Below are 25280 nucleotides of genomic sequence, written 5' to 3' on the forward strand. Positions count from 1 at the left end.
CAAGGCTTGGGCGTGTCGCTCCCGGCGAGTCGCGTGGCGAAAGCTCGTTCGTTGTGCTAGCGCCCCTTCCGGGAGGTAGTTCAGCGCAGGCAGGCGCACCTGCGCTCCACCTGCACGAGGGCAGGCGCGGTGGCCCGCTCCCGAAGCTCGATCGGGCCCCATCACGGGGATAGAGTCATGGCCACGACATGATCATGATCAGGCCTCGACAGTGGGAGCGCGACGGCCGCCCGGCTGGCTGGCTTCGAGGGTGGATCCGTGGAGGGGGTGCCTGGATGGACGCTACTGCGGACCTTGCGCTGGTTGGCCTGACCACGAAGGAAGCGGCACGGCGCCTGGCGACGGAGGGGCCCAACGAGCTGCCCACGGAGAAGCCACGCAACCTCCTGCAGCAGGCCTGGCAGGTGCTGCGCCAACCGATGCTGATGCTGCTCGCCGTCGCCGGAACGGTCAACTTCCTGCTCGCCGAGCCGTTGGACGGGATCGTCCTGATCTCCTTCGTGGTGGTGGTGATCGGCATCTCCATCTACCAGGAGCACAAGACCGAAGGTGCGCTGGCCGCCCTGCGCGATCTGTCCGCACCACGTGCCCTGGTGATCCGCGACGGCGTGCAAATGCGCATCGCTGGCCGCGACCTGGTGCGCGGTGACTGGGTGGTGCTGGCCGAGGGCGACCGGGTCCCGGCCGATGGGGTGCTGGTCGAGAGCGTCAACTTCGCGGTGGACGAGTCTGCCTTGACCGGCGAGTCGGTCCCGGTTCGCAAGGCGTCGATCGACGCCGGCTCGCTCTCCGCTGCGATGGGCCCGCCGGGAGGTGATGCGACCCCGTGGGTGTACTCGGGCACGCTGGTGGTCAAGGGCCGAGGACTGACGCTGGTGAAGGGGACCGGGGCCAGCACCGAGCTGGGCCGGATCGGCACGGCACTGAGCACCATCGAGGTCGAGCGCACACCCCTGCAGCGGGAGATCGACCGGCTGGTGCGCTTCATCGCGGTGCTGGGTCTGGCCGCAGCCGCGCTGGTGGTGCTGGTCTACCGACTGACGCGCGGGGCCTGGCTCGAGGGCCTCCTCGCCGGAATCGCGACGGCCATGGCCATGGTGCCGGAGGAGTTCCCGGTCGTCCTCACCGTGTTCCTGGCGCTCGGCGCTTGGCGCATGTCGCAGAAGCATGTGCTGACGCGGCGGTCAGCGGTGATCGAGACACTCGGGTCGGCCACGGTGATCTGTGTCGACAAGACCGGCACACTGACGATGAACAGCATGACGGTCGCGGACCTCATCGTTGGCGAGGAGGTCTTCACGCTCGACGCGCAGCCCCTTCCCGAGGCGTTCCACACGATCGCCGAGTTCTCCGTCCTCGCCTCGCCGATCGACCCGTTCGACCCGATGGACAAGGCCTTCACCGTCCTGGGCGAGCGCTATCTCCAACAGACCGAGCACCTGCACGCCGACTGGGAGCTGGTGCGCGAGTACGCGCTCTCGGAGAACATGCTGGCTCTCTCGCATGTCTGGCGATCCCCCACCAACAGCCACTACGTCGTCGCCGCCAAGGGGGCTCCGGAGGCCATCGCCGCCCTGTGTCATCTCGGGCCCGAAGAGCTCGCCTCGCTCACGGCCCAGGTCGAGAGGGCGACAGCCAGCGGCCAGCGCGTGCTGGCCGTCGCCCGGGCCTTGGTCGACCAGGATGAGGACCTGCCCACCGAACAACAGGGTTTCGACTTCGAGTATCTCGGGCTGGCCGGTCTACTCGACCCCGTACGCCCAGGGGTGGCGCACGCTGTGGCCGAGTGTGCCAGCGCCGGGGTGCGTACGGTCATGATCACCGGTGACTATCCGGGCACGGCGATGGCGATCGCTCGTGAGGTCGGCCTGGACCATGGCGCCGGCTACATCACCGGTCCAGAGCTCCAGGTCATCGACGACGACGAGCTTGCCAGCCGAGTTCGTTCGGTGAGCGTCTTCGCGCGGATGGTCCCCGGGCAGAAGCTGCGGCTGATCCGCGCGCTCAAGGCCAATGGCGAGGTGGTCGGGATGACGGGCGACGGCGTCAACGATGCACCCGCCTTGCGTGCCGCCGACATCGGGATGGCGATGGGGGCACGGGGTACCGATGTGGCACGGGAGGCGGCCGCCCTCGTGATCACCGACGACGACTTCGCCTCGATCGCCGCCGGTGTGCGCCAGGGACGTGGCATCTTCGACAACCTGCGTAAGGCGATGTCCTACATCATTGCTGTGCACGTGCCGATCGTGGGCATGTCACTGGTGCCGATCTTCGTCGGCGACTGGCCGCTGGTGCTGCTACCGGCGCAGATCGCCTTTCTCGAGCTGATCATCGACCCTGCCTGCTCTGTGGTGTTCGAGGCGGAAGAGTTCGACCCGGCGATCATGGACCAGCAGCCGCGAGGGCTCGAAGAGCCGATGTTCCGCCGCAGAGTGCTCATTCTGGCCGTGCTGCAAGGACTTTCGATGCTCGCTGCCGTGCTGGCTGTCTTTCTGTGGACCGTGCTGACGGGGCGTCCCGACACCGTCGTGCGTTCGATCACCTTCGCCACGCTCGTGATCGGGAACTTGGCTCTGATTCTGGTGAACCGCTCCTGGCGACTGTCGATCTGGCGCACGTTCCGGGAGCGACGCAATGGCACGCTCAAGTGGATCCTGACAGCGACCCTGCTACTGCTGATCGTCGTACTGAGCGTTCCTTGGCTCCGGGAGGCCTTCAACCTCGGCCCGGTACGGGCCGTCGACTGGCTCCTCGCTCTGCTCGCAGGGGTCGCTGGCGTGGTGTGGTTCGAGATCTACAAGATCACGGGGCGCGCCCGCAAGACCGTGAGAACACCCAACCGCCGCTTCCAAGACCCCTAGACACGAGTCAGATCGACGGTCTCCACAAAGACCGTCCGCTCGCGCAGCTCGCTCGGTCCTGGGTCATGGCCCGCAACGCTCTCGATACGCTCGACTTCGCGGCAGTACAGGCGCAGCGGGCCCGGTCCGGGGGGCAGCAGGATCGGCGGAGTCGTGGTGCCGGCGTCGACACTGACCAACGTTCCCGGGACGGGACGCCAGACGGGCAGGTCACTCGGGACATCATCGGCCACGGCGACCAGGTCGGCTCCGGCTTGAGCACCGTTCGTGCCTCGCTCGACCAGGACGTCGAACCGGTTCGCTGGCCTCGGCTGGACACCATCCAGCCGAAGCCGCACCGTTGCACCGTCGCGGTCGACCACCAGTGTCCGATCCGGCCACAACTTGATCTTGTCGCTGATCACGACAGAGGACAGTTCCAGGCCGGGCAGGCTGTGTGGTTGGAAGCGCGCCAATGCCAGTTGCACGAACGGCGCGTATGAGGTGAACGCCGGCGGTGGCGCCACGCGGATATCCACGAACCAGTGCTCGGGTCCCTTCACCGGTGTGAAGCCGATGACCTGTCCAGAAGCTGGCGGTTCCCCCACCGCGAGGTGCGCCACTGGGAAGCCGGCCGGAAACCAGTCCGCCGTCGGTAAGCCGGGGATGTTCGGCGTGGCGAAGATCGGATCGCGCCCGCTCCGGCTGACTGCAGCACGTGTCGCCGGATCGGCACCCGTCTCGGCGAGGATCACCGCCAACTGCTCACCGTCGCCGGTCACGAACCAGGGCCTGGCGAGCTCCACCCGCAGCGTCGAGCTGTGCCTGGTGCGGACCAGACTGCCGCCGGAAGCCGACCGCTCCCAGCGGAAGGCCGGAAGCACTGAGATCACCACCGGCGCGGGCGGCCGGGCGGTGGACAGGATGGTGACCTCCGGCTGCTCGGCTGATCGCTGGAAGGCCTGATCGGGCTCGTCGCTGCGAAAGTAGGGCCGGAACCGCGAGATGGCGGTGAGCGTGTACTTCACCCGACGATGCGCGGTGTCACCGAACTCATGCCGGAACGACAATGGCACCGGTTCCCCCTTCCCGATCGCCGTGCTGTGCAGCTCCACCACTGATCGAGGCTGCGGCCGATCATCGGTGACGTCGGTCCAGGCCGCCGACACCACCAGCCTGCCCGTGCTGTCCGTGTCCAGCCCACTCGGCAGGAACGAAGGGGTGAGCAGAGCGTGCGGTTCGCCGGCGTTCTGGTGCAGCGCGGAGTCGGGCAGCTGCCAGCGCGGCTCCGCCAGCGGCTTGCGCACCGCGTGCACCACCTCGATGCGGCGGACCGGCGTCACCATGGGGTGCCGCCCGAGCCGGACGTTGACCTCGTCGGTCCGAGCGCCCGCAGCGTCCGTGGTCGTCGGCAGCCAGTCCCGGATCATCAGATGATCAAGGAAGCCGTCGCGGACGGTGGATGACAGCTCGATGCTGGCCTTCTCCGCCTGGGCGAGCCGGATCTGAAGACGGTTGCCATTCCAGGCCATGCTGATCCGCTCGGTCGGATCGGTGCTGGCGGCCAGCTCGATGATCTTGTGGTCTGGGGTGTAGTCCGGCCACTGTGCGGCGACCGGCCAGGCGGTGGCGTCTTCGATCGGTGCGGTCAGCCCACCCGGTGCCGCCGGCAGGAACGCCCGAATGCCGTCGGTCACTGGATCCGGCAGCCCGGTCGCCTCGCGGTCGTCACTCACCCCTGGAGCCAGGGCGCGACGTGCCAGCTCCCAGGATCGCTCGTCGGTCTCGGAGTCGAGCAAGCCGTGCTGCTCGATCAACGCCAGCGAGGCCGTTGGTGGGCGAAGACTCCGCAGGTCCCGGATCGGCAGGGTCGGATCGATCACCGACAGTTCCTCGACCGACATGTGCAGGTCGCTACGGATCACCAGCCGGTCGACGGTACTGCCGGGTGCGAACACATCGGTCTCGTCGGCCACGATCACCGGCGGCTGGATCGGGTCGTGGCGACGGTAGATGATCGCTCGGGTGGCCCGCGCGTCGCCGCTGATCTCGTCCAACGACCGGCCGCCGCCGGTGACGTCTGCGACGCGCATCCGCAACTGGTAGGTGGTGCTGAACCGCAGCCGCGGCAGCCGGCCCCGTGGCGCCCGGAACCTGAAGTCGAAGTCGAACGGCAGCTCCGTGCCGGGATGGCGGAGCGAGCCTGGTGTTGTCCCGGCCGGGTTCGGGGCGGGCAGAGCCAGGCTCCAGCCGTTCCAACGGGCGACCACCTCGTCCGCCTGCAGGACCCCATCGTCGCCCTTCAGAGCGGCGTACGCCTGCAGGTGACCCTCCTCGCGCCGCCAGCGTCGCCTGTCCTGCCCAGCGTCCCTGTCCTGCCCAGCGTCCCTGTCCTGCCCATCGTCCCTGTCCTGCCCATCGTGCCTGTCCTGTCCGGCCTCGGGTGGGCCGATGGGCAAGCCGTCGACCAGATACGAGGCCTCACGTTCGCAGAGCGAGCGCCAGGGACCGACACCGCTGCGGATGTCCACCCGGTAGCCGAGCAGCAGATCCTCAGCGAAGAGCTCTGCACCCTCCATGCTGGACCGGGCGGAACCGCTGGCGCCTGCAGCCGACCGAGCGGAAAAGTCGGCCGCCCGACCGGGCCGGACCAACTGCAGCCCACCTGAGCGCAAGGCCGGCAGGACCACCGGAGCCGCATCGGGCGCAGCGTCGGTGAGGCGGAGTGCCGCCTCGCGCAGACCCTGGACCGCGCCGTCCACGTCGAACGTCGCCAGTGCCCAGGCCGGCGCGGGGCCAGGAGCCTCGCCAGGAGCATGGCCCCGGATCCGGTCCGTGCCCGTCAGGTCCAGCATCCCGGCCCGCAGGGCCGGCGTGGACGTCGTCGATCGGCTGCCGGGCCAGAAGCCGGCTGACAGGTCGTAGCACGTCCAGCCCGAGGTCACCGTCAGCGGCGCATCTGCGGTGCTCACCCGAAGGAAGCGTGGGCGGTCGGCGTCACCCAGGTCGAGGTCGCTCCGTTCCGCGGCGAGCCAGAAGACCAGGCCCAGGTCCTCCAGCACGGTGGGATGCTCGCGCAGCAGGGCAACCGTCTGGTGGAAATCGAGCCTGGGCGGCGGGGGAGGAGCGGGACGTCGTGGCTGCGGCGAGGCCGAGGGCGAGGTGACCCAAGCCGGGAGGTGCGGCTCGGCGACCTTCGCGGGGTCGAGGGTGGGATCGCGGGCGAGGGTGCGAGCAGCGGACTGGTAGCTCCCGGTCACGGTGTCGGCCGGTCCAAAAGTGGGCGCCACCGTCGGCGCAGGCTGGGTCTTGGGCTGGAAGTCATCGATGACGCCGGCGTCGCCATCGAAGAAGGCGTGCCAGACTTCGCTGCGCGCCCGGGGCAGGTACACCGGCGGGGTCACCGCTGCCGCCGTGCCGGCGCTGGTCCGGATTCGCAGCTCGAAGCTCGACTCGGCCAGGACAGATGGCCAGTCGCGCAGGCCGAAGTCGGCGACGGTGCCGACCGAGAGCCTCGGGACGACCAGCACCCGGATCCTCACTGTGTCGATGCCGAGCAGGCCGTTCGGCACCGCGACGAAAAGCAGCTCGCTCAACCGACTCTCCCTGGGTAGATGCGGATGGTGCCGTCTGTGCCGGTGATGGCCAGCAGCGTGCCGTCCGGCGAGTACGCGACGTCGCGGACGCCCCCGGGATGGATCACCCGACGTCGTTCGCGACCGGTGCGCGGATCGAAGATGATCACGGCCGGCCCCTCGGTGACCACGGCGAGAAGCGCCTCGGCCGGGTGGAACGTAAGCGCGGTCACCGGCGCTGTCATGCGAAGTTCCCGGATGAGGACGGCTGCTCCCGGTTGCAGGGCGTAGAGGCGCACTCGCGAGCCGGCTGCGATGGCGAGGAACGCCCCGTCGCTGCTGAAGGCTAGTGCGGTCACTGGACCGCCTTGGGTCAGTGGGTCGGCTGTGGTCGCGGTGTCGGCATCGGCCAGGGTGACGGAGCTGTCGGCGTAGCCGATAGCGAGCAGGACGCTGCCGGGCGCGAAGCTGAGTGCTCGCACCTGGGCTTGCCGGTCGACGCGGCGCAGCTCGACGCCATCGTTCGCGTTCAGCACGCGGACCACATTGTCTGTGCAGGCGGTCGCGACCAGCCGCTCGTCACTGCTGATCGCGACCAGGGTGACCGATCGAGGATGACGGGACTGCCAGCGCTCGACGCCGGCCGGAAGATCGATCCGGCGAGCCGTCTTGTCCTGGCTGGCTGTGGCCAGCCAGGTCCTGGTGCTCGGACCGATCGCAAAGCCGCGAACCGCATCACCGTGGTTGACCAGGCCACGCTGCTCGCCGGACGACGTCAGTAGGATCCGAACAGCGCCGTTGCTGTCCGCGACCGCGAGCGTCTCGGCGCCAGCGCCGAAGCCGAGCCATCGCGGTGTGCCGGGGTGCAGGTGCTGCGCCCATTGCCGGGTCCCCGTCCTGGCGTCGAAAAGAGCGAGGTTCTCCTGCTCGCCACCCGCCGATGACCGATCAGCGAGTGCCCTTGGGGCAGGCTCCCCGATCACGGCAACGAGGCCGCTACCTGCCGCAGTGTTCTGGATGGCCATCCGCGTCACCCGTACCCCGAACGACACAGTGGCTCGCAAGGTCTCGACGTCGCGTACGCGGACGAAACCCGCGCCGCCGACCGCGATCTGGCAGCCATCTGGTGAGAACGCCAGGTCAGTGATCTCATCCGTCTCCTGCTGGGCACCCAGGCCGGAGTCGGCGTCAAAGACGCTGAAGCCGACGGCATCGGGGGGCGCATCAGTGAACAGCCCGTTGGCAGCGATCAGCCGTCCATCCGGGCTGAAGTCGATTCTCAGACGTAACGACAGGCTCGGCAATGGACGTGGCGGGAAGACCGGGTGGCCGTCGTCAGTGTCGAAGACACCGAGCCTCAGGTCGCCCAACGGGGGGAACCGCCCGGCGTACCGGACCGCCACCCGGCTGCCATCGGGGCTGAAAGCGACGGGTGCGAAGGCGTTGCGGAAGCCGTGGAAGAACTGCTCGAGCGGATCGAGGGGAACCCGTACCGCACCCGGCAGGGGGACCTCGGCAGCCGTCGTGGGTGGGTGCAGTGGGAGTCGAGCGACTCGGGCGTCGCGGCGTAGGGCGACGATCTCGCCGCCGCCGGGGCGCAGAGTCGCCTGCACGATGCCGGGTGAGGCCAGCGAGGCTCGAGACTCTCCGGTGGCACAGTCGACGAGCCGGAGCACGCCATCGGCATAGACCAGCAGCCGTTGGGAGTCTGCGCTGAACACCGGGCGGAAGCGGAGATGGGACGTCTGGCCCAGGTCACGTAGCCGTTGTCCGGTGGTCGCGGACAGCAGAATCACCTCGCCGGGCGGCTCCATGCCGCGGACGACGGCGATCAGGCCACTGTCCGGGCTGACCGCGATCTCGTAGGCCGACAGACCAGACACCTGCCAGACCTGCGCCCCGCTGTCGGCCCGCAACAGCCGCACCGTGCGGTTCTCCACTGTGAGACCGTCCGGTCCGGTGGGGAGGGACTCGGAGCCGACCACCAGGTGCCTGTCGTCCGAGGTGAACTGAAGGGCGGTCGGACCGGGCAGGTCCACCATCCAGCGCGGCCGCCCGCTGCCGGCATCCAGCACCACGACGCCGCCCGCCGCATCCGAGCTGGTGCCTGCTGCCGCGAGCCAGAGCCCGTCGGCGCTGTAGGCCACCCGGCTCACGGTGAACGGCAGTTCGGCCGAGCAGATCAGACGTCCCAGGCTCATGGCCGGCCGCCCTGATCCGAGACACGGGTCGGGTAGACACGGGCAGCGCCGTCCTCGCAGGCGGTGGCGAGCAGCCGGCCGTCACCGCTGAACGCCACGTGGCGGACACCGGCCGGATGCACCAGCCGGTACGTCTCGATCCCGGCGTCGACATCGAAGACGTGCACCGTACGGCCCTCCGACCGCACGGCCAGCGTCCCATCCGCGGAGGAGAACGCCAGTTGCTCCACCGGCGTGCGGAAGACCAGCGTCCGCACCAGGGCCGGCTCGGCGGCGCTCAGAGCCGTCAGGCGGACGCGGCAGTCGGCCCCGCCGCTGGCAAGCAGGGACCCGTCGGCGCTGAGCGCGACAGCGTTCACCGCGCGGGGGTGGGTGACCTGGGCGGCCACCTGCCCCGTTGCTGCGTCGACGACCGTTGCCGTGCCGTCCTGGCTGGCTACAGCGAGAAGGCTCCCGGTCAGGTCGAAGCACAGCGCAACGATCTTCGCATCGTGGTCGAGCCTGAACCGCTCGGCGCCTGTCGCCGCGTCGAGGATCCTGGTCGCGCGGTCGGCGCAACCGGTCGCCACGAACTGGTCGTCAGCACTGATCGCGACCTGGGTGACTGACTGGGGGTGACGGTGTTGCCAGCGCTCGGTTCCCCCGTCCATGGCCAGCAGCCGAGCTGTCCTGTCCGCGCTGGCCGTCGCCAGCCACTGGCCGGTGGCCGGGCTGATGGCGACGTCCCTGATCGCATCCTGGTGGTTGACCAACCACAGCTTGCGACCGGACACCGTCTCGTAGAGCCAGACGCCGCCGCTGCTGCCGGCGGTGGCGAACGTCTGACCCGACGGTGTGAACCCGATCCAGCTGAGCGCCCCGGGATGGGTCTTCTCCAGCAGCAGCTCGCCAGATCGAACACTGAAGATCGAGGCCACCGGCGAGCTGCCGATCGCCCCGACCAGGCCGATCCCGCCGGTCACCGTGACTCTGCTGACCGGGGAGCCGATGAGGACCTGGGTCGGTTCGGTGCCGAGACGGTGCAGCCGGACGAAGCCATTCCCGACGACGACCAGCCGGTCCCCGCGGGCGGTGAAGCCGACGTCGATGACCTTGGCGTCCGGTCGCTGCCAGACCACCGCCCCCGTACCCGCCTCCAGCACCGTCACCCCGACGCCGTCCTGGTCGTCGGGGCCCACCCGATTGGAGCCCACCAGGCGCCCGTCGGGGCTGAAGCAGACGTGGTGACTCACGTCGCGCTTGAGCGGCTGGGCCTCGGTCAACCGGCGTCCATCCCCACTCGCGCTGACGACCGCCCCGCTTCGGGAGAAGGCCGCGATGCGTCGTCCGTCGGGGCTGAACCCGGCAGGCGGCAACAGCTGGATGCCGAAGTAGCCGAGCTGTACCCCTCCGGCTTCCAGCGCCGACTGGCCCAGCGTCGCTCCCGTCGACAGGTCGAACGTCACCAGCTGGCCGCCCCGGCACAGCGCCGCGACCGTACCGTCGAACAGGTCTCCGAGGGCGACGATCCGATCCGGCAGGGCGAGGGCGGCCGCAACCGTGCCGCTCTGCAGCTCGAAAATCTGCACCTGCCTTGCCGCGCCCACCGCGACCCGTGCCCCGTCGGCGCTGAAGAGCGGTGCAACGAGGGGCAGCGAGCTTTCTCCGAGATCGTGCATGGTCGTGCCGTCATCGAGCCGGATCAGTCGTTGCCCGCTGCCCGCGGTCACTGCGGCCCAGCGCCCCTCGCCGGAGACGGTGAACAGGAACCCGGGTTGGTCCGGCTGCTCCCAGAGCAGCTGCCCGCTGGAGCTGTCCAGGCAGCGTGTGCGGTACCGCAGGTCGGAGTGCACACCCCATCTCGGGATGTCCAAGCCCGACCCCCACTCGCTGCCCACCAACAGCCGGCCGCCGTCAGGAGTGAACTGCACGCCGTCGACCCGCCACTCGGGGACCTGCCACTTGACCTCGCCGTTCAACGCTTCGATGAGAGCCAGTCCGCCGACTGTGCTTTCCTTAGCCAGGAGGGCGGACGCCCCGACGGCGATCGACCCACCGTCGGGGCTGCAGGCAAGGGTCCCGGCCGAGAACGGAAGTGGCGTCGAGACGACCACGGTTCCGGCGGTGCTCACGTCGAGTCCGTGTCGTGATGGGCGAAGGCGGCCCGGTAGTCCTTCCAGCGCTGCAGGTCCCGATCATGCTCGGTCGCACCGCCCAGGGCCGCGAACGGGATCGCCTCCTCGAGAGGTGATGCCCCGCCCGCCAGCACCCACTCGCCGGAGTCCAGCTCGACGCTGTCCGACCAGAGAGTCAGGTCGATCTCGACGACGAGCGTTGCCCGACCGACGAGCGCTTTGCTCTCCGCCTGGTAGGACAGCTCGATCCGCAGCTCCACCGAGACCGAGACCAGGCCGAGGATGTCGACGGAGCCGCCGATCCGCAGATAGCCGGTCAGTGAGACCGATCCGCCCGGCTGTATCGCGAAGCGAATCCCGCCCAAGGCGTGCACCTCGGCACTGGCGACGACGAAGTCCAGCGCGATCACGGCACCGAACTCCAGCGCGGCCTCCAGACGGGTCAGTCCGGTGTGGTCCATCGCCAGCTCGACGTACCCGCCGCCACCGAACGCCAGTACGGTCAGCACGAAGGGCTCACGCCTGCTGGCGAAAGCCAGCTCCAGGGTCACCGGGTCTCCGTTGAAGGGCACGGTGATCGCCGCGCGAAAGACGATGTTGCGCAGGACGAAGGCGCCGGCGGCGACGGGTGGCAACGGCAGGCTGTAACGGGCGGTCACCCCTGTGCGACTGAGGTCCAGGTAGGGACCGGCTGCCCCGAGATCCACGAAGTGCTGCAGCTCCTCGAGCAGCTGCAGCACGCCGAGGAAGCGAGCTTCGACCCCCCGGACGTTGACTGCGGGTGTCTGGCCGTTGTGTTGCTCGAAGGTGATCGATCCGAAATGCAGCCGCAGCACCTGCGGTCCGACGGGTGGCATCAACAGGTCGAAGTTGTTGATCACGCAAAGCGTCGTGGTGGAGTCGCCCGAGCTGGTGACCGTCAGCTCGGAGAGCCGGGTCTGCGGATTGGCTATGAACATCGGCAACGGGGGACGCGGATCGAACTTCACATCGGTCCACGTCATGCTGACCTCAGGGATCTGACCGGCCCGCAGGCTCGAGGTGATGCGTGGGGACTTGTTGGGGAGTGGCCCCAACAGATCACGCAGCTTGAAACCCAACAGGCTGGCATCGGGGCCGAAAAGGTTGCCTGGCTGGATCAGACCGCTGACCGGATCGGGGAGTGCCTGGAGGCTCACCGGGCCAACCGTGCGGGATAGTGCGTTGGCGACGTACTGCGGCGCCACCAGTCCGCCGGAGCGCTCCGTGCGCCCGACAAAGTTGATCTTGATCGTGCTGTCGACGAGCTCCAGCAGGGCGTCATGGCCGTCCCCACCGCGGAGATAACGCTCGGCGAACTTCACCTCCCGCGTGGCAGTGTCGTCGAGCAGCGTGCGTACAGCGGGGAGCCCCACCTGAAGCCCGCTGAGCTGGGGGACGAACTGGTCCGCGTCCCGAGCTCCGCCCAGTGTCAGTGCGTGCACCTCGTGCACGTCGCCTGGCGCGGGAGTCGAGGCTCCGACCAGGTCCAGGGCAGCCGGCGACTTGAGGGCGACTCTGACCTGTCCGTACGCGGCCGAGACCTGCCTGATCAAGCCCGGATCGATCAGACGCTCATCACCGAGGGAGGTGGATTCGGAGACATTGGCGACGAAGATCATCGGCAGAGCGGCGGATGCTGGCTGGCTGGGGTTGGCCAGTTCGACGTCGAACAGCACCGGGACGCCGCCTCTCATCGGCCGGAAGAACGACACCCGACCGGTGCCGGGGACCGGATCGAGGTTGTCGACCACCGTTGACACCACAGTGACCGCGCCGAACGGAAAGCTCAGATCTGCAGTCGGGGTGCGTACGGGCTCGGTCACCACCAGGACGAGCCGGGTGCGCAGCGCGGCTGCCTGGGCCATCGCTGGGTCGAAGCTCCGCATCGTCAACTCGAGGAACTCCGCGCGGTGGCCGAACGGGAACATGGCTCCCCTCGCGAGGGTGCGGACCCGCATGTCGCGGCCGAGGGCGACCGACTGCTCCCACTCGAAGCCCGGCCAGAGCCCCGTGGCCTGCAGGCTGGCACCGACCGCCGTCAGCTCAATCCGCTCGGCCCGCGCCGGGATCCGGGCGGCTTCGCGCGCCAGGCTGACGCGGTCGAGTCTGCCGAGCGGGATGCGGAACGGGGGGTCGGGCGAACCGGCCATCGTCGGGTCGATGCACGTCAGCAGGGGGGCCGTCAGCAGTGGGGCCGTCGGCGCGGCGTCTCCGGCGTCGATCAGGCGGGCTTGCCACAGCGACGCCCCGCTGGTCGCCGAGTCCGGCCGAGACGCCGGCACGACACGGACGCGTCCGCTGGGCACCGCGCTGCCGGGTGCCCAGACCATCCGCCAGGGCACCTCCACGGCGGTGTCCGCATCGGTGGGAGGGCTGGGTGACGGTTGTACCGATCCGGCGGCGAGGGCGTCCAGGAACCCTGCCACGCTGGCGCGCACCACTGTCCCGGCCGGCAGTCGCACGGACAGCCTGCTCGGCCCGGACAGCAGCGCTCGGCACACCGGAACATCGCTCCCCGGCCCGGCAACTGGGGCGGACAGAGTGGGCGTCCCGGACTCGGCCAAGGTCTCTTCGGCGAGATGCTGCGGTGGAAAGGTGACGAGCAGCGTGGCGCCGGCATCGGCGGCCACCAGGAAGGGGGCCTCACCGCTGGTTGAGGTCTCCAGGCGCAAGCCGGTCCAGTTGACGCTGAGGATCACGTGGTCAGCGGGACGAATCAGCAGAAGTGTGGGCGAGCCCCGGAATGGCGACATCTCCCTGCAGTCTATCCGTGGTCCGGACTGTCCATGCGCTGCGGTGCACGCGCCGGCTCCTCGGGCCCGCGGCCCGACAGGCCCGAGACGTCCAGGCCATCATCGCTGACTCTGGCGCGGATGACGACGGCTGCGCTTCCGGGCGCGCGGACGGCGTACAACGTGACGTCGACACCGTACTCGGTCACCGTCCCCTCACCGTTGTACACAGGGTCGCCGGTCAACTGGGTCAGCAGAACCGAGACAGTGTGCGGCCCCAACGGTCGGGTGAGCGCCAGCAGAGACGTGCTGAACTCGTCGTGCTCCTGGCTGAACGAGGCGACGATGGCCGGAACGGAAGGGCGAAGCAGCAAGGCCTGTCGCCCAGCCGCAGTCATCAGGTCGGCCGCGACGACGATCTCCAGCAGGCGAGGACCGCACTGGAGCTCGCAAACCTCCACCTCCAGCTGGGCGACCCAGGGCAGGTCGGCGCCCACCCGTTGGAGGGCCTCGGCCCGCCGGTACGCTCCCGGCGCCGAGGAAACGAACGAAAGGGCACCGGCGCCGGCCGGCTCCGGCAGCGTGTCGAGCGCCGGTACCTCAGGTTCGCGATCAGTCAGACCGAAGCGGTGGACGATGAGCGTCTCGGCGAAGGTCGCGGCCCGGCGGGTCATCTCACCCGGGGCTTCCTGTCGGGTCTGCTCGATGACGGCCAAGGTGTCCGGGTCACCCGCCCTGCCCAGGGTCTGGGTCGCCACGCTGGCCAACAGGTCGTTCGCGTCGCCGGCCAGGTCGAGCGCTGTCGGCAGGGCCGCCGAGGGATCGACCCGCAGAAGAGTGCGAACCGCACCCGCACGGGCGCTGACGTCGACCTCCTGATCCATGGCCACGCCCCGGAGCAGCGCCTGCCGATCCATGCCAGGCAGCTCGGCCGCTGCGATCCGCGCCAGCGCCACCGAGGCCGGAATGTTCGGCACCCGGCCGGCGAGCGCCTCACCCATCACCTCGGGTCGGATGGCATCCTCGGGAAGATCGATCCGCACCATGGCTCCACCTCCAATCGCTCAGCCCTCGATGAAGCAGTGCGTGCTCATAGCGATCCCCTGCAGGAACGTGAGCAGCCCACCGTTCGGCACGTCCTTGTACATCAGGTTGGTGGTGTCGGTTTCATGGTCGAGGCCCAGGTAGTGACCCACCTCGTGAGCCAGGACCTGGTTGGTGAGCACATCGACCAGTTCGATCACTACGCCGGTCATGGTGGGAAAGGGAAGGTCCTTGTTGCAGGTCCCCTTCACTGGAGACAGACCAGCAGTGCCACCGACGTAGAGCTTGACCACGAAGACGTCGATGGCGTTGTTCGGCACAGTCCATTGCGAGGTGAGGAACTCGGCTTCCGAGTCCTGGTCGATGACCGCGTAACCACCGGCCTGCTCGTTGCTGATGAAGTAGTCCTCGACGCGGTTGATGGCTATCCCGACGCTGCCGTAGATCGCGCGGGTGTAGTTGACCGCGAAGGACAGGATCGTCTCGTCGTCTGCCGTGAACTGTTCAGAACCCACTCGGATGAGGTTGAGACTGATACCAGCCATAGCTGCCCCCGTGGCTGAACCGAATTCAAAGACTCGAAAGCGCGGTGCCAAACCCTCCACGGCCATGGCTGCCGCTTGAAAAGCTGATTCCCCATTCTCCGCTTCTGCACAGGTCACCGTCAACGGTGCCAGCCGGCCCGATCAGCGCCGACCCGGCGTCGGCGCGGTCGAGCGGGTGCCGCGCTGCTGAGGCCTTTCGGCCCTGACGACGTGGGTGCCCCTGACCTACGTTGGAAGCGAAGGGGAGTGTTGCTCCTCGTCGCGATCATGACGCTCAGGGGATGTCATGCCACTGCAATGTCGACGCTGCAAAGCCGCGAACCGGGACGACGCCGCCTTCTGTGACAGCTGCGGTGCACCATTGGTGGGACCCGTCGCGCGTCCGCTCCGGGTAGGCCAGTCTGCAGCGCCTGTCCTGCCGGGGCCGCAGCCACCCCCGTTGCCAGTGCCGCCGCTCAGAGCCATGCCGATCCCCCGCGGACGAGGTCCGCGGATTCGAGCCTGGGTGTCCTACTCGCTGGTGGTCGCTGTGCTCGCGTTCGTGATGTACGTCTTCGTGCCCGGATCCAGGGCCATGCTCGACGCGGACGTGGTGGCCGAGTACCTGATCGTTTTCGCGGTCGTGTTCAGCCTCGGCCTCTATCCCTTTCTTCACCGCTGGTCTCGTCCGGCGACAGTCGGCACCGTCATCCAGCTCCGTCGAGGTGACGGTGGCGCCGATCCGAAGGAAGAGGCGCGCTGGGTCTTCGATCTCCAGCTCTGTGATCGGTCCTGGCAGCCGCAACGTGATCGCTCCGGCTTTCTGCTCCCCAGGGTCGAGGTGACCTATCACGCGACCCGCGTCCATGGCGACGAGATCGACGAAGGCTGCCCGGTGGCGGTCATCGGTCGACCCAAGAGGGGAGCGATCAAGGCCTCGGAGGTGTGGAACCTCACTGTGCTTGACGAGACCGGGCTGGGGGTTGGACAGACACGGGTCGTTGGCCGAGTGACGGATTGGCAGCCACCTGATCGCGTCGTCGACACCCGCTACGCCGATGGACGGACGCTCCAGGTGTACACGTTCCGCGTACAGCCCACCGACGCCGAATGGGTGCAGGCGCGACGGGACGAGCATGGCGGCTTGATCCCCGCCGTCCCGATCGAGATTCGTGCTCGTGAGATCACCGGGTCGCTTCAAGACGGTGACCGGGTGGTGGTGGTCGGACGGATGAGGGCCGGAACGCTGCACGCCCGGGAGGTCATCAATCACAGCGCTGGTGGCGCGGCCCTGACGGTGAAGGGGCCGACGCGTGTCGCCTGATCAGCGCTATGACGAGGAACGTGCCGGAGCGCAACGCTATGCGGACAGCATTCGCTACCTCCAACGCGCCGAACTCGACGACCAGGGTCTGGTGATCCCGCCCTGGGAGATCGCTGCGGCGCGCGAAACCGCATTCGACGTGTCCGCGGCGCTGCCGGTCTGGCTGCGACAGGTGTCGAGTATCAGCCGGGCGCCCAGCCAGCGGTCCGGCGAGTCCGCCTATCCGACCGAGGACCTGCTGGCGGGTTGTCACGGGCAGGACATGCCCGTCTACTTCGCCATCCGGGGAACACCGCGGGCGGTGCGGTTGTACCTGGGAACCGATGACCAGCGTGACGGGGAGGGGATGCAGGCCCTGTTCGAAAGCCAGTTCCCAGGTGGCGAGCTGTGGCCCGCAGCACCGACCGAACGCAACATCGATGATCACCGTTCACTGGCCGCTCAGCTGCAGGAGATGCGCACCTTTCTCGACCAGAGCGAGCATATCGGCGTGGTCACCGGTCTGCCGACCGTCAAGGCTGCCGACCCGGCCGAGGCGGAGGCCCAGATCGATCGAGTGATCCGGGGGCTGTACGGCGCCAACTGGCTCTATCTGGTGCTGGCTACCCCGATCAGCGACTCGGCACTGAGCGCGATGCGGATGGCGCTGCTGGGTGAGCAGCTGCGGGTCGAGCAGGAGGAGGAGCTGCGGGGGAGACGGGAGCGGGGCGGCCAGTCGATTGCCGCGATGTACCACGAGCTCCTCGGGCTGCAGGACCAACTTCTCGAAGCCTGCCAGTACGAGGGCGCCTGGTGGACACAGACCTACCTGTGCGGCGGCGATCGGCCCACCTACCAACGAGCCAAGGCCCTCGTACGGTCGGTGTTCAGCGGCGACAATGCACGGATCGACCGGATCAGGGTCCTGGACGCGCCGGGAGCCGGTCGCAAGGCGGCCAGCTTCAGTCCCATCCAGCAGCTACGGTCCAGCGGACCGGGGCCGTTCTCCATTGCCGGTTGGCAGCCGCATCGTTACGAGACCATGGTGCCCTCAGCACAGCTGTCCGCCCTCGTTCACCTCCCCAGACGTGAGGTGCCCGGCTTCTTCATCCGCGACATGGCCAGCTTCGACGTCACCTCCCACCTGCCCGCACGCCTGCCTGGAGTCGTCGTCGGCGAGATCTTGAATCTGGGCCGCCCGACGCAGACCGCCTATCGGGTACACCTGGACGATCTCACGAAGCACGCCCTGGTGGTCGGCATCACTGGCAGCGGGAAGACGCAGACGATCTTCCGCCTGCTCACCGAGTTGCAGCAGCAGACGCCACCGGTGCCGTTTCTCGCTGTCGAACCTGCCAAGCGTGAGTATCGTCGGCTGGCCGGAATCCTCCCTCCCAACCGCCCATTGCACGTTTTCACTGTGGGTGAGGAGCACGCTGGCTCGGCTCCGTTCCGCCTGAACCCGTTCGAAATCCGTCGGGGAGTGAGTGTCAGCACCCACATCAACCTGCTGAAGTCGGTTTTCAACGCAACCTTCGGCATGTGGTCACCGCTGCCTCAGGTGCTCGAGCGAGCGATTCACGAGATCTACCAAGACAAGGGCTGGAACGCCGTTGCGAATGACAACGTGCGTGCCGGCCTGGACCATGATGGCTGGCACCCGCGGGCGCACCCCACGCTGAGCGACCTGCACCACAAGATCGATATGTTGGTGCCCCAGCTCGGCTACGAACCGGAGATCGCGGCCAACATCAGGACGGCGTTGCTGACGCGCCTGGACAGTCTGCGGGTTGGAGCGAAGGGCCGGATGCTGGACACCGCCACGTCGATCCCGATCGAGACGCTGTTTCACGACTGCACTGTGCTCGAGCTGGAGGGGATCGGCGACGATGACGACAAGGCTTTCGTGATGGGACTCATCCTGATCTCCATCTACGAGGCCTATCAGGCGGGCACACTTCAGAGGTCAGGATCGCTCGGCCACCTTACTGTGATCGAGGAGGCGCACCGTCTGCTGGCCAACGTGTCCACAGCGCGTGATCCCGAAGCCGGAGATCCGCGGGGCAAAGCCGTCGACACCTTCGTCAATATGCTTTCGGAGATCCGGGCGTACGGGGAGGGGTTCGTGATCGCCGAGCAGATCCCTACCAAGCTGGCCCCGGAGGTGATCAAGAACACGGCGCTCAAGATCGTACTTCGGCTGGTGGCCGGCGATGATCGGGCGGCAGTGGGTGCGTCGATGAACCTCGACCAGGCACAGCTGGGTCAGCTGGTCACGTTGGCTCCGCTGGAGGCGGTCGTGCACGGTGGCGGTCCCTACGGCGACGATCGTGCGATCTTGATCAGGGTGTGGCCGGTCCAGGGGCGTGCCTTACCGGCGGTCGACATCCGCGCCCAGTGGGAGGAGTTCCGGCGCAATGCCGGCCTCGTCGACCTGTTCCGCAGCTATCGCACCTGTGCGGTCTACTGCGCCCCCGCGGCAGCCTGGTGCGTCGAGGCACGGCAGGTGGCGGAACGCCAGTCGGTGGTGGAGGCGATCACCAGGACGGTGCTCGGCGCCGTCGCGGCAAGTGCAGAGCGTGACGAAACGGCAACTGCGGCGGTGACGAAGGACCTGATCCTCGAGGTGCTGCAAGCGATCCGCTCAGAGGTGGGCGGGGAGCAGCGTGACGGGTCCTATGCCTTCTGCATCGTCACCCATGCCCTGCACCGCCTGCTGGATGATGTCGGCGCCACCAATGGCTGGTCGTACGCAGAGGTCGAATCGATGCTCGAGCTCATCCTGCCTGTGGGTGCGGAGCTGGTGGCTGGAGTCAACCTCTCGTTGCAGCAGGTCGCTTCCCTGGGTGAGTTCTGCCGCACCTTCCGGGCTGCGTCGGAGTTGGCGGCGCCCCCCTATGCCTTCTGCGACCAGGTCTGTGGCCAACCGCCGATCTGCCTGTACCGGTCCGGGATTCGCGCCCTGCTGGCGGATGAGGAATTGGAGGCGGATTTCGTCGAGGCCGGGAACGATCCACAGTTGATCACCGCTGCCTGTGAGGGAGCGGCGTTGCGCGTGCTGTCGCAGCCGAAAGAGCACCAGAATGCCGGTGATCGGCGAGAGCTGCGCCGGGCGGCGCTGTGTTACCTGATTCAGAAGACCAACCACGACCCGTCGCAGTGGCCGTCGCGGACCCGGGACTGGCTGACCCGATCCGTCCTTGGGCTCGACCACGAGCCGGCGCCGGACCAGACACCGCCTCAGCAGCGCTGAACCCGACTAGGAGGAAAGGCATCATGGGAGGACCATTGGACAAGAAGCGGACTTCGGGCGAGCACCTCAAGGAACTTCGGCGGGAGCAGCGTCGTCGCCTGGAGGAGGCACGACGTGCCGTGCACGGTGCCGACGTACCGGGTCGCGAATCCACCGTCGACACGACAGTGCACGTCAACGCCCTGATAGCGGAGGCGCTCGGCCACGCCGGGGAGTACGCGCTCGAGAGCGCAACGGCCGGTCTTCTCGGTGCGGCGACCTACGGGATCCATCAGGGCTATGAGGTGGCGAAGGCCATCGGTGAGACCCAGGACGCCAATGCGAAAGAGGCCAAGGCGCTGGGGGCTCGACACGCGTTGAGTGTGCTGCAGGTCGACCTCGCCAAGCCGGACAATCGTTCGATCCAGAATGGTGAGCCGCTCAATGAACAACTGATCAAGGACAAGATTAACTCCGCACTTTCATCGGACAAGAACGACTGGTTCCGGACGCTGGCCGTGGAGAACACCCGCCAGGTGCAGCAGCAGTACGACGAGGGAGTCGCGCTGACCGTAGGGGCCATCGGCGCCTCCCTCCGCATCGGAAGCTCGCCGGAGGAGCGGAAGGTCGGCAGCCATGCGGGAATGAAGACCCTTGGCGACGAAATGGCCAAGAGCAGGCGTGCCTGGGAGGAGAAGGCCAGGCAGGAACAGCAGCGCGCCAACGCGCGTGCACAGCGCATGATGCCCTGACCCGTCCGCCGCGCCCTGAGCAGCCCCCTCGCCCTGAGCTTGTCGAAGGGGCTGACTGGCGCGCCCTGAGCCTGTCGAAGGGCGTGCCCTGAGCCTGTCGAAGGGGCGTGCCCAGAGCCGTCCCAGCGCGCCCTGAGCCTGTCGAAGAGGCGTGCCCAGAGCCGTCCCTCCGCGCCCTGAGCCTGTCGAAGGGCTGCCGCAATCGATTCCTCACTCCAGCGACAACAGTCCTACTCTCGAAGGCGCAGCCCGGTCAAAAATTGGGTCTTGCGCTTGAAATCGATTTCTGTCACGGTAAGGGACGTCGGCAGGCTCGACCCGGCGGAAAGCCGGGAACGGGCACGAGCCGACGGGCCGCCGGGGCTGCACACCATCCCCGTCGGCCGTGATCCATCACCATCCACCACGACGTGTGAAGGGGGACCGCCATGGCTGCGGTTGAGTCCACATCCAGCAGCGCCTGGCCGGCAGCACGTAGCTATGGCCCCGAGGCCACGGTCGCTGCGTTTCCGCTGGGCGGTATCGGCACCGGAACTGTCTCGATCGGTTCCCGCGGCGAGTTTCGCGACTGGGAGATCGCGAACCATCCCGACAAGGGTCATTGGTTGCCGTTCACCTTCTTCGCCATCCGCGCCCAGCCGCACGGCGGGGCGGCTGTGACTCGCGTCCTGGAGTCGCGCATCCAGCCGCCGCACGAGGGCGACTCGGGGCATCACATCGGCAAGGTGGCCGGGCTGCCCCGGCTGCGCACCAGCACGATGCGCGGTGAGTACCCAATGCTGGGCATTGACTTCGTTGACGATGTGCTTCCGGTCCAGGTGCGGCTGGACGCCTTCACTCCACTCGTTCCGCTGGACGTGCAGGCGTCCGGACTGCCTGGCGCGGTCTTGCGGTATACCGTGTTCAACCCGCTGGCCACTGGCGTCAAGGTCACCGTGGCCGGTTCCATGTCCTCGCCGGTGGGGATCGTGGACCACAACGTGTTCCAGTTTCCCGTCTTTGAGGGGAATCCGACCGTACGTCGGCGGACAACTGGTGGGCTGACAGGGCTGGAGTTCGGGACCGACCTGCCCACCGATCACCTGCTGTACGGTTCGGCGAGCCTCACCACCGCCGATCCCAGCACCACCCTGACGGAGCAGTGGGCAGTCGACTTCTGGCAGGACGGCGTGCAGCTGTTCTGGGACGATCTGACCAGCGACGGCCTGTTGGGCGACCATCCGTTCACCCTGGAAGGGGGCTCGGAGCTTGGCCGTTCGTTGGATCGGTTGCCGAAGTTGCGTACCGGCAGCCTCGGAATCGTCGCCGACCTCGCGCCCGGGGAGACGAGGACGTTCGAGTTCTTTCTGACCTGGCATACGCCGAACCGATCGAAGGCCTGGAACGGCATGGTCGGGCTACCGAACACGCATGCCGACGAGATCGTCCTCAACCACTACGCAACCAGGTTCGGTGATGCGTGGGCGGTCGCCGAACACCTGCACGGTCGGCTCGGCGAGCTGGAAGGTGCGACCCGAGCGTTCCACGACGTTCTGTTCGGGTCCACGTTGCCGCGTGAGCTGGTGGACGCCGTGTCGGCGACCCTGGTGGTCTTGCGCAGCACGACCTGCCTGCTGCTCGACGACGGCAGCGAGGAGGGTTGCTTCGCCGCCTGGGAGGGAAGCTTCGATCACGCGGGCAGCTGCGAAGGGACCTGCACGCACGTGTGGAACTACGCGCAGACTGTCGCCCACCTCTTTCCGGTCCTGGAGCGCAGTGCTCGGCGCACCGAGTTCCTCCACGAGACGCTGCCGGACGGACGGATGCGGTTCCGCACCAATTCGGTGTTCGGCAATGAGCCGCACGAGTTCCACCCCGCCGTCGACGGGCAGATGGGCACCGTGGTGCGGCTCTACCGGGAGTGGCGCTTCTGCGGCGACGACGGCTTCCTGGCCGAGCTGTGGCCAGGCGCCAAGCGGGCGATGGACTTCGCCTTCGTCGCCTGGGACTCCAATGGCGACAACGTCCTGGACAGCCAGCAGCACAACACCTACGACATCGAGTTCTACGGCGAGAACTCGCTGGCCAACTCCATGTTCTTCGCCGCGCTACGGGCCGCCGCGGAGATGGCTGAAGCGGTCGGAGAGACCGAGACCGCGAAGCGGTATGCCGAGGCAGCGGACATCGGAGCGGCGCGGATGGACGAGATGCTGTACAACGGCGAGTACTACGACCAGCGCCTTGCCGACGTCGATGAGCATCGCTACCAGTACGGCACCGGCTGCCTGTCCGACCAGCTGCTCGGCCAGACCCTGGCGCACCTCACCGGCCTCGGCTACGTGCTGCCTCCTGACCATGTCCGCAGCGCCGCCGGCGCCATCTATCGTCACAACTTCCGGAGCGACTTCACCGACTACGCAAGCGTGCAGCGCACCTATGCCCTCAATGACGATCGTGGTCTGGTGCTGTGCACCTGGCCGCACAGCGGCCGGCCCCGCATCCCGTTCGTCTACAGCGACGAGGTCTGGAGCGGTATCGAGTACCAGGTGGCCACTCACCTGATCTATGAGGGCCTGGTGGATGAGGGTCTGGAGATCGTCCGCGCGGTTCGGGAGCGCCATGACGGGATCCGCCGCAACCCCTGGAACGAGGCCGAGTGCGGCAACCACTACGCCCGCTCCATGGCCAGCTGGGGAGCCCTCATCGCTCTGTCCGGGGCGCAATGGGACGCCCGCAGTCGGTCCCTCCGACTGGCGCCGGTCGCTGCGGCCAGCCAGGGCGAGACAGCCCGGGTGTTCGTGTCCACCGCGTCAGGGTGGGGCGAGGCCGAGATCCGGCCCGACGTCGCAACCCTGCGGCTTCTCTGGGGTGAGCTGGAGCTGGAGGACGTTGACCTCGTGCACCCGGGCGGTGCCCGCTTCACCCTCGACGGCCCGACTCGGCTAGTGGCTGGGCAGACGATCCAGCTGACGTCGGAACCGTCGAACGCGCCACGGCAGTCCACCGGGCAAGGAGAGCAGCGGTGACGACCTATCTCTTTCCCACCGAGCCACCGGTCGCGAGCGCCGAGCCGAACACGCTCTACCTGGTGGCCAACGGCGACTTGAGATTGTCGGCGAACACCAAGTGCTGGCCGACCCAACAACAACTCGAGGCCGACTTCACTGCGGCCGCCGTTCAGCTGGGTTGGCAGGTCGAGCGTGCCCACCAGGTCGACCACGGCACCGGGCACGGGTTCATCGACAGCCAGCGTCGCGGCATCGAGGTCTTTCGCGACATCCCTCCGGACGCGCCGCTGGTGGTGGTCGAGGCCGTCTGGCAGTACAGCCATCACCTGCTGCCCGGGTTGCGGACGCATCGTGGGCCGATTCTGCTGGTCGCGAACTGGGCGGGCCAGTTTCCGGGTCTGGTCGGACTGCTGAACCTGATGGGCAGCTTGACGAAGGCAGGAGTGCCCTATTCTCCCTTGTGGAGCGAGGACTTCACCGATGCATGGGCGATCGACAAGCTGCACGAATGGCTGAAGACCGGCAGCATCGACCATGACCTCGGACACGTGCGCGATCTGCCTGCTCTGGACGGCAGCAGCCTGGAGGTCCAGCTCGGTCGCGCGATCGCCGACCAGCTGAGGCGAGACAAGGCCATCATCGGAGTCTTCGACGAGGGCTGCATGGGGATGTACAACGCGATCATCGATGACGAGCTGCTCAACCCGCTCGGCATCTACAAGGAGCGGCTGTCGCAGAGTGCGCTGGTGGCCGAGATGAACCGCGTGAGCGACTCCGAGGCCGAGGCGATCGGGGAGTGGCTGGAAGCGGCGGGCCTGGAGTTCCGCTTCGGCAGCGATCCGCAGATCGACCTCACCCCGGACCAGGTGCACTCGCAGTTCAAGATGTACATCGCAGCGATGCGGATCAGTGACGACTTCGGTGTCGACGCGGTCGGGATCCAGTACCAGCAGGGGTTGAAGGACACGGTGCCGGCCAGCGATCTCGTCGAGGGCCTCCTCAACAATGTGGAACGCCCCCCGGTGACCAGTCGAGACGGCTCTCGGGTGCTCTACGACGGACGGGCGCTGCCGCACTTCAACGAGGTCGACGAGTGTGTCGCGGTCGACGCGTTGATCACCAACCGGCTGTGGACGGCGATGGGGCTGGACCCGGCGACCACGTTGCACGACGTGCGTTGGGGAGAGGAATACGACGGCGAGTTCGTCTGGGTCTTCGAGATCTCCGGCTCGGTTCCGGCCAGCCATAACGGCGGGTATGACCACTCCTACAGCATGCGGCAGCCGCCCATGTTCTTCCCCCTCGGCGGCGGCACACTCTCGGGCTGTTCCAGGCCGGGAGAGATCGTCTGGTCACGGGTCTTCATCCTCGATGGCGCACTGCACGTTGACCTCGGGCGTGGCCATGTCGCGGAGCTTCCGCCGGAGGAGACCCAGCGCCGGCTGGACGCCACTGACCCGCAATGGCCGATCATGCACGCGGTGCTTCATGGAGTGGGCCGGGATCAGCTGATGGCTCGTCACAAGGCCAACCACGTCCAGGTGGCGTACGGCACCGATGCGGAGTCGGCCGACAGGGCGGCACTGGCCAAAGCGGCGCTGTTCGAGCGGCTCGGACTGCAGGTACATCTATGCGGCGACGTGAGCCTCTGAGCCGCCTCGGTGAAAGGCGCTGGTCGGCTCGAGTAATCGTTCTCCTCAAGCGAGCCGGGCAGCGAGTCGGGCGACAAAGTCCCTCTGGGTTTCAGGCCCGAGGCAGGACGTCCCCGAGGATTAGCCGTTAGACAAGGGATTTGACAGGTAAGGCACTGCACGCACCTTCGGGTCTGGAGCAGCCCGGAAGAGAAAAAGATCTCCTCGGATCACTCTGAGGGGTTGACGCATTGATCGGCAAAGGGTTCAATCATGGTAATCGATTTCAAGCCAAAGGGGGCTCGAATGAGCAGGCGCGGG

At 67.7% G+C, this 25280-nt stretch carries 12 protein-coding genes; 6 read left to right on the top strand and 6 right to left on the bottom strand.

The window, feature by feature from the left end; translation table 11 throughout:
- Positions 1-275: 275 nt before the first annotated feature.
- Positions 276-2864, top strand: coding sequence for a cation-translocating P-type ATPase (locus JOE57_RS18285; RefSeq protein WP_204920067.1), 2589 nt, complete (start codon positions 276-278; stop codon positions 2862-2864).
- On the opposite strand, the gene JOE57_RS18290 is transcribed toward JOE57_RS18285, so the two are convergent.
- Genes JOE57_RS18290 through JOE57_RS18315 form a run of 6 tightly spaced genes read right to left on the bottom strand, consistent with a single transcriptional unit; the run spans position 2861 to position 15045 of the window.
- A complete protein-coding gene (locus tag JOE57_RS18290) occupies positions 2861-6439 on the bottom strand; it encodes a hypothetical protein (RefSeq protein ID WP_204920068.1) in 3579 nt (1192 codons plus the stop codon). The two genes, JOE57_RS18285 and JOE57_RS18290, sit on opposite strands and share 4 nt — an antisense overlap.
- A complete protein-coding gene (locus JOE57_RS18295) occupies positions 6436-8619 on the bottom strand; it encodes a WD40 repeat domain-containing protein (RefSeq protein ID WP_204920070.1) in 2184 nt (727 codons plus the stop codon). The genes JOE57_RS18290 and JOE57_RS18295 overlap by 4 nt, the downstream gene beginning before the upstream one ends.
- Entirely contained in the window at positions 8616-10730 is a 2115-nt protein-coding gene (locus JOE57_RS18300; protein WP_204920071.1) for an outer membrane protein assembly factor BamB family protein, read from the bottom strand. Before JOE57_RS18300 ends, JOE57_RS18295 begins: the two co-directional genes overlap by 4 nt.
- A complete protein-coding gene (locus JOE57_RS18305; protein ID WP_204920072.1) occupies positions 10727-13507 on the bottom strand; it encodes a hypothetical protein in 2781 nt (926 codons plus the stop codon). The genes JOE57_RS18300 and JOE57_RS18305 overlap by 4 nt, the downstream gene beginning before the upstream one ends.
- A gap of 11 nt (positions 13508-13518) precedes the next feature.
- Positions 13519-14532, bottom strand: a complete 1014-nt coding sequence (locus tag JOE57_RS18310) for a HEAT repeat domain-containing protein (protein WP_204920073.1) — start codon at positions 14530-14532, stop codon at positions 13519-13521.
- Between the two features lie 18 nt (positions 14533-14550).
- Complete coding sequence (locus JOE57_RS18315) at positions 14551-15045, bottom strand: matrixin family metalloprotease (protein WP_204920074.1); 495 nt, start codon at positions 15043-15045, stop codon at positions 14551-14553.
- 493 nt (positions 15046-15538) lie between these two features.
- Here JOE57_RS18315 and JOE57_RS18320 point away from each other — a divergent pair, with 493 nt between their 5' ends.
- The 5 genes from JOE57_RS18320 (at position 15539) to JOE57_RS18340 (ending at position 24980) form a co-directional block, all read left to right on the top strand.
- Complete coding sequence (locus JOE57_RS18320; RefSeq protein ID WP_204920075.1) at positions 15539-16378, top strand: hypothetical protein; 840 nt, start codon at positions 15539-15541, stop codon at positions 16376-16378.
- The gene (locus JOE57_RS18325) at positions 16368-19610 is read left to right on the top strand and encodes an ATP-binding protein (RefSeq protein WP_204920076.1); all 3243 of its coding nucleotides are present in this window, start codon (positions 16368-16370) and stop codon (positions 19608-19610) included. The genes JOE57_RS18320 and JOE57_RS18325 overlap by 11 nt, the downstream gene beginning before the upstream one ends.
- Positions 19611-19645: 35 nt before the next feature.
- Entirely contained in the window at positions 19646-20341 is a 696-nt protein-coding gene (locus JOE57_RS18330; RefSeq protein ID WP_204920077.1) for a hypothetical protein, read from the top strand.
- 428 nt (positions 20342-20769) lie between these two features.
- Positions 20770-23346, top strand: coding sequence for a GH116 family glycosyl hydrolase (locus JOE57_RS18335; protein WP_204920078.1), 2577 nt, complete (start codon positions 20770-20772; stop codon positions 23344-23346).
- A complete protein-coding gene (locus JOE57_RS18340) occupies positions 23343-24980 on the top strand; it encodes a hypothetical protein (protein ID WP_204920079.1) in 1638 nt (545 codons plus the stop codon). Before JOE57_RS18335 ends, JOE57_RS18340 begins: the two co-directional genes overlap by 4 nt.
- Positions 24981-25280 lie beyond the last annotated feature (300 nt).

The organism is Microlunatus panaciterrae (assembly GCF_016907535.1).
GTDB classification, from domain to species: Bacteria; Actinomycetota; Actinomycetes; order Propionibacteriales; family Propionibacteriaceae; genus Microlunatus; species Microlunatus panaciterrae.

Bases quoted from the DNA above. Each gene is read 5' to 3' on its own strand.
- JOE57_RS18295 (WP_204920070.1), bottom strand. From the start codon at position 8,619: ATGAGCCTGGGACGTCTGATCTGCTCGGCCGAACTGCCGTTCACCGTG.
- JOE57_RS18320 (WP_204920075.1), top strand. From the start codon at position 15,539: ATGCCGATCCCCCGCGGACGAGGTCCGCGGATTCGAGCCTGGGTGTCC.
- JOE57_RS18285 (WP_204920067.1), top strand. From the start codon at position 276: ATGGACGCTACTGCGGACCTTGCGCTGGTTGGCCTGACCACGAAGGAA.
- JOE57_RS18335 (WP_204920078.1), top strand. From the start codon at position 20,770: ATGGCTGCGGTTGAGTCCACATCCAGCAGCGCCTGGCCGGCAGCACGT.
- JOE57_RS18305 (WP_204920072.1), bottom strand. From the start codon at position 13,507: ATGTCGCCATTCCGGGGCTCGCCCACACTTCTGCTGATTCGTCCCGCT.
- JOE57_RS18310 (WP_204920073.1), bottom strand. From the start codon at position 14,532: ATGGTGCGGATCGATCTTCCCGAGGATGCCATCCGACCCGAGGTGATG.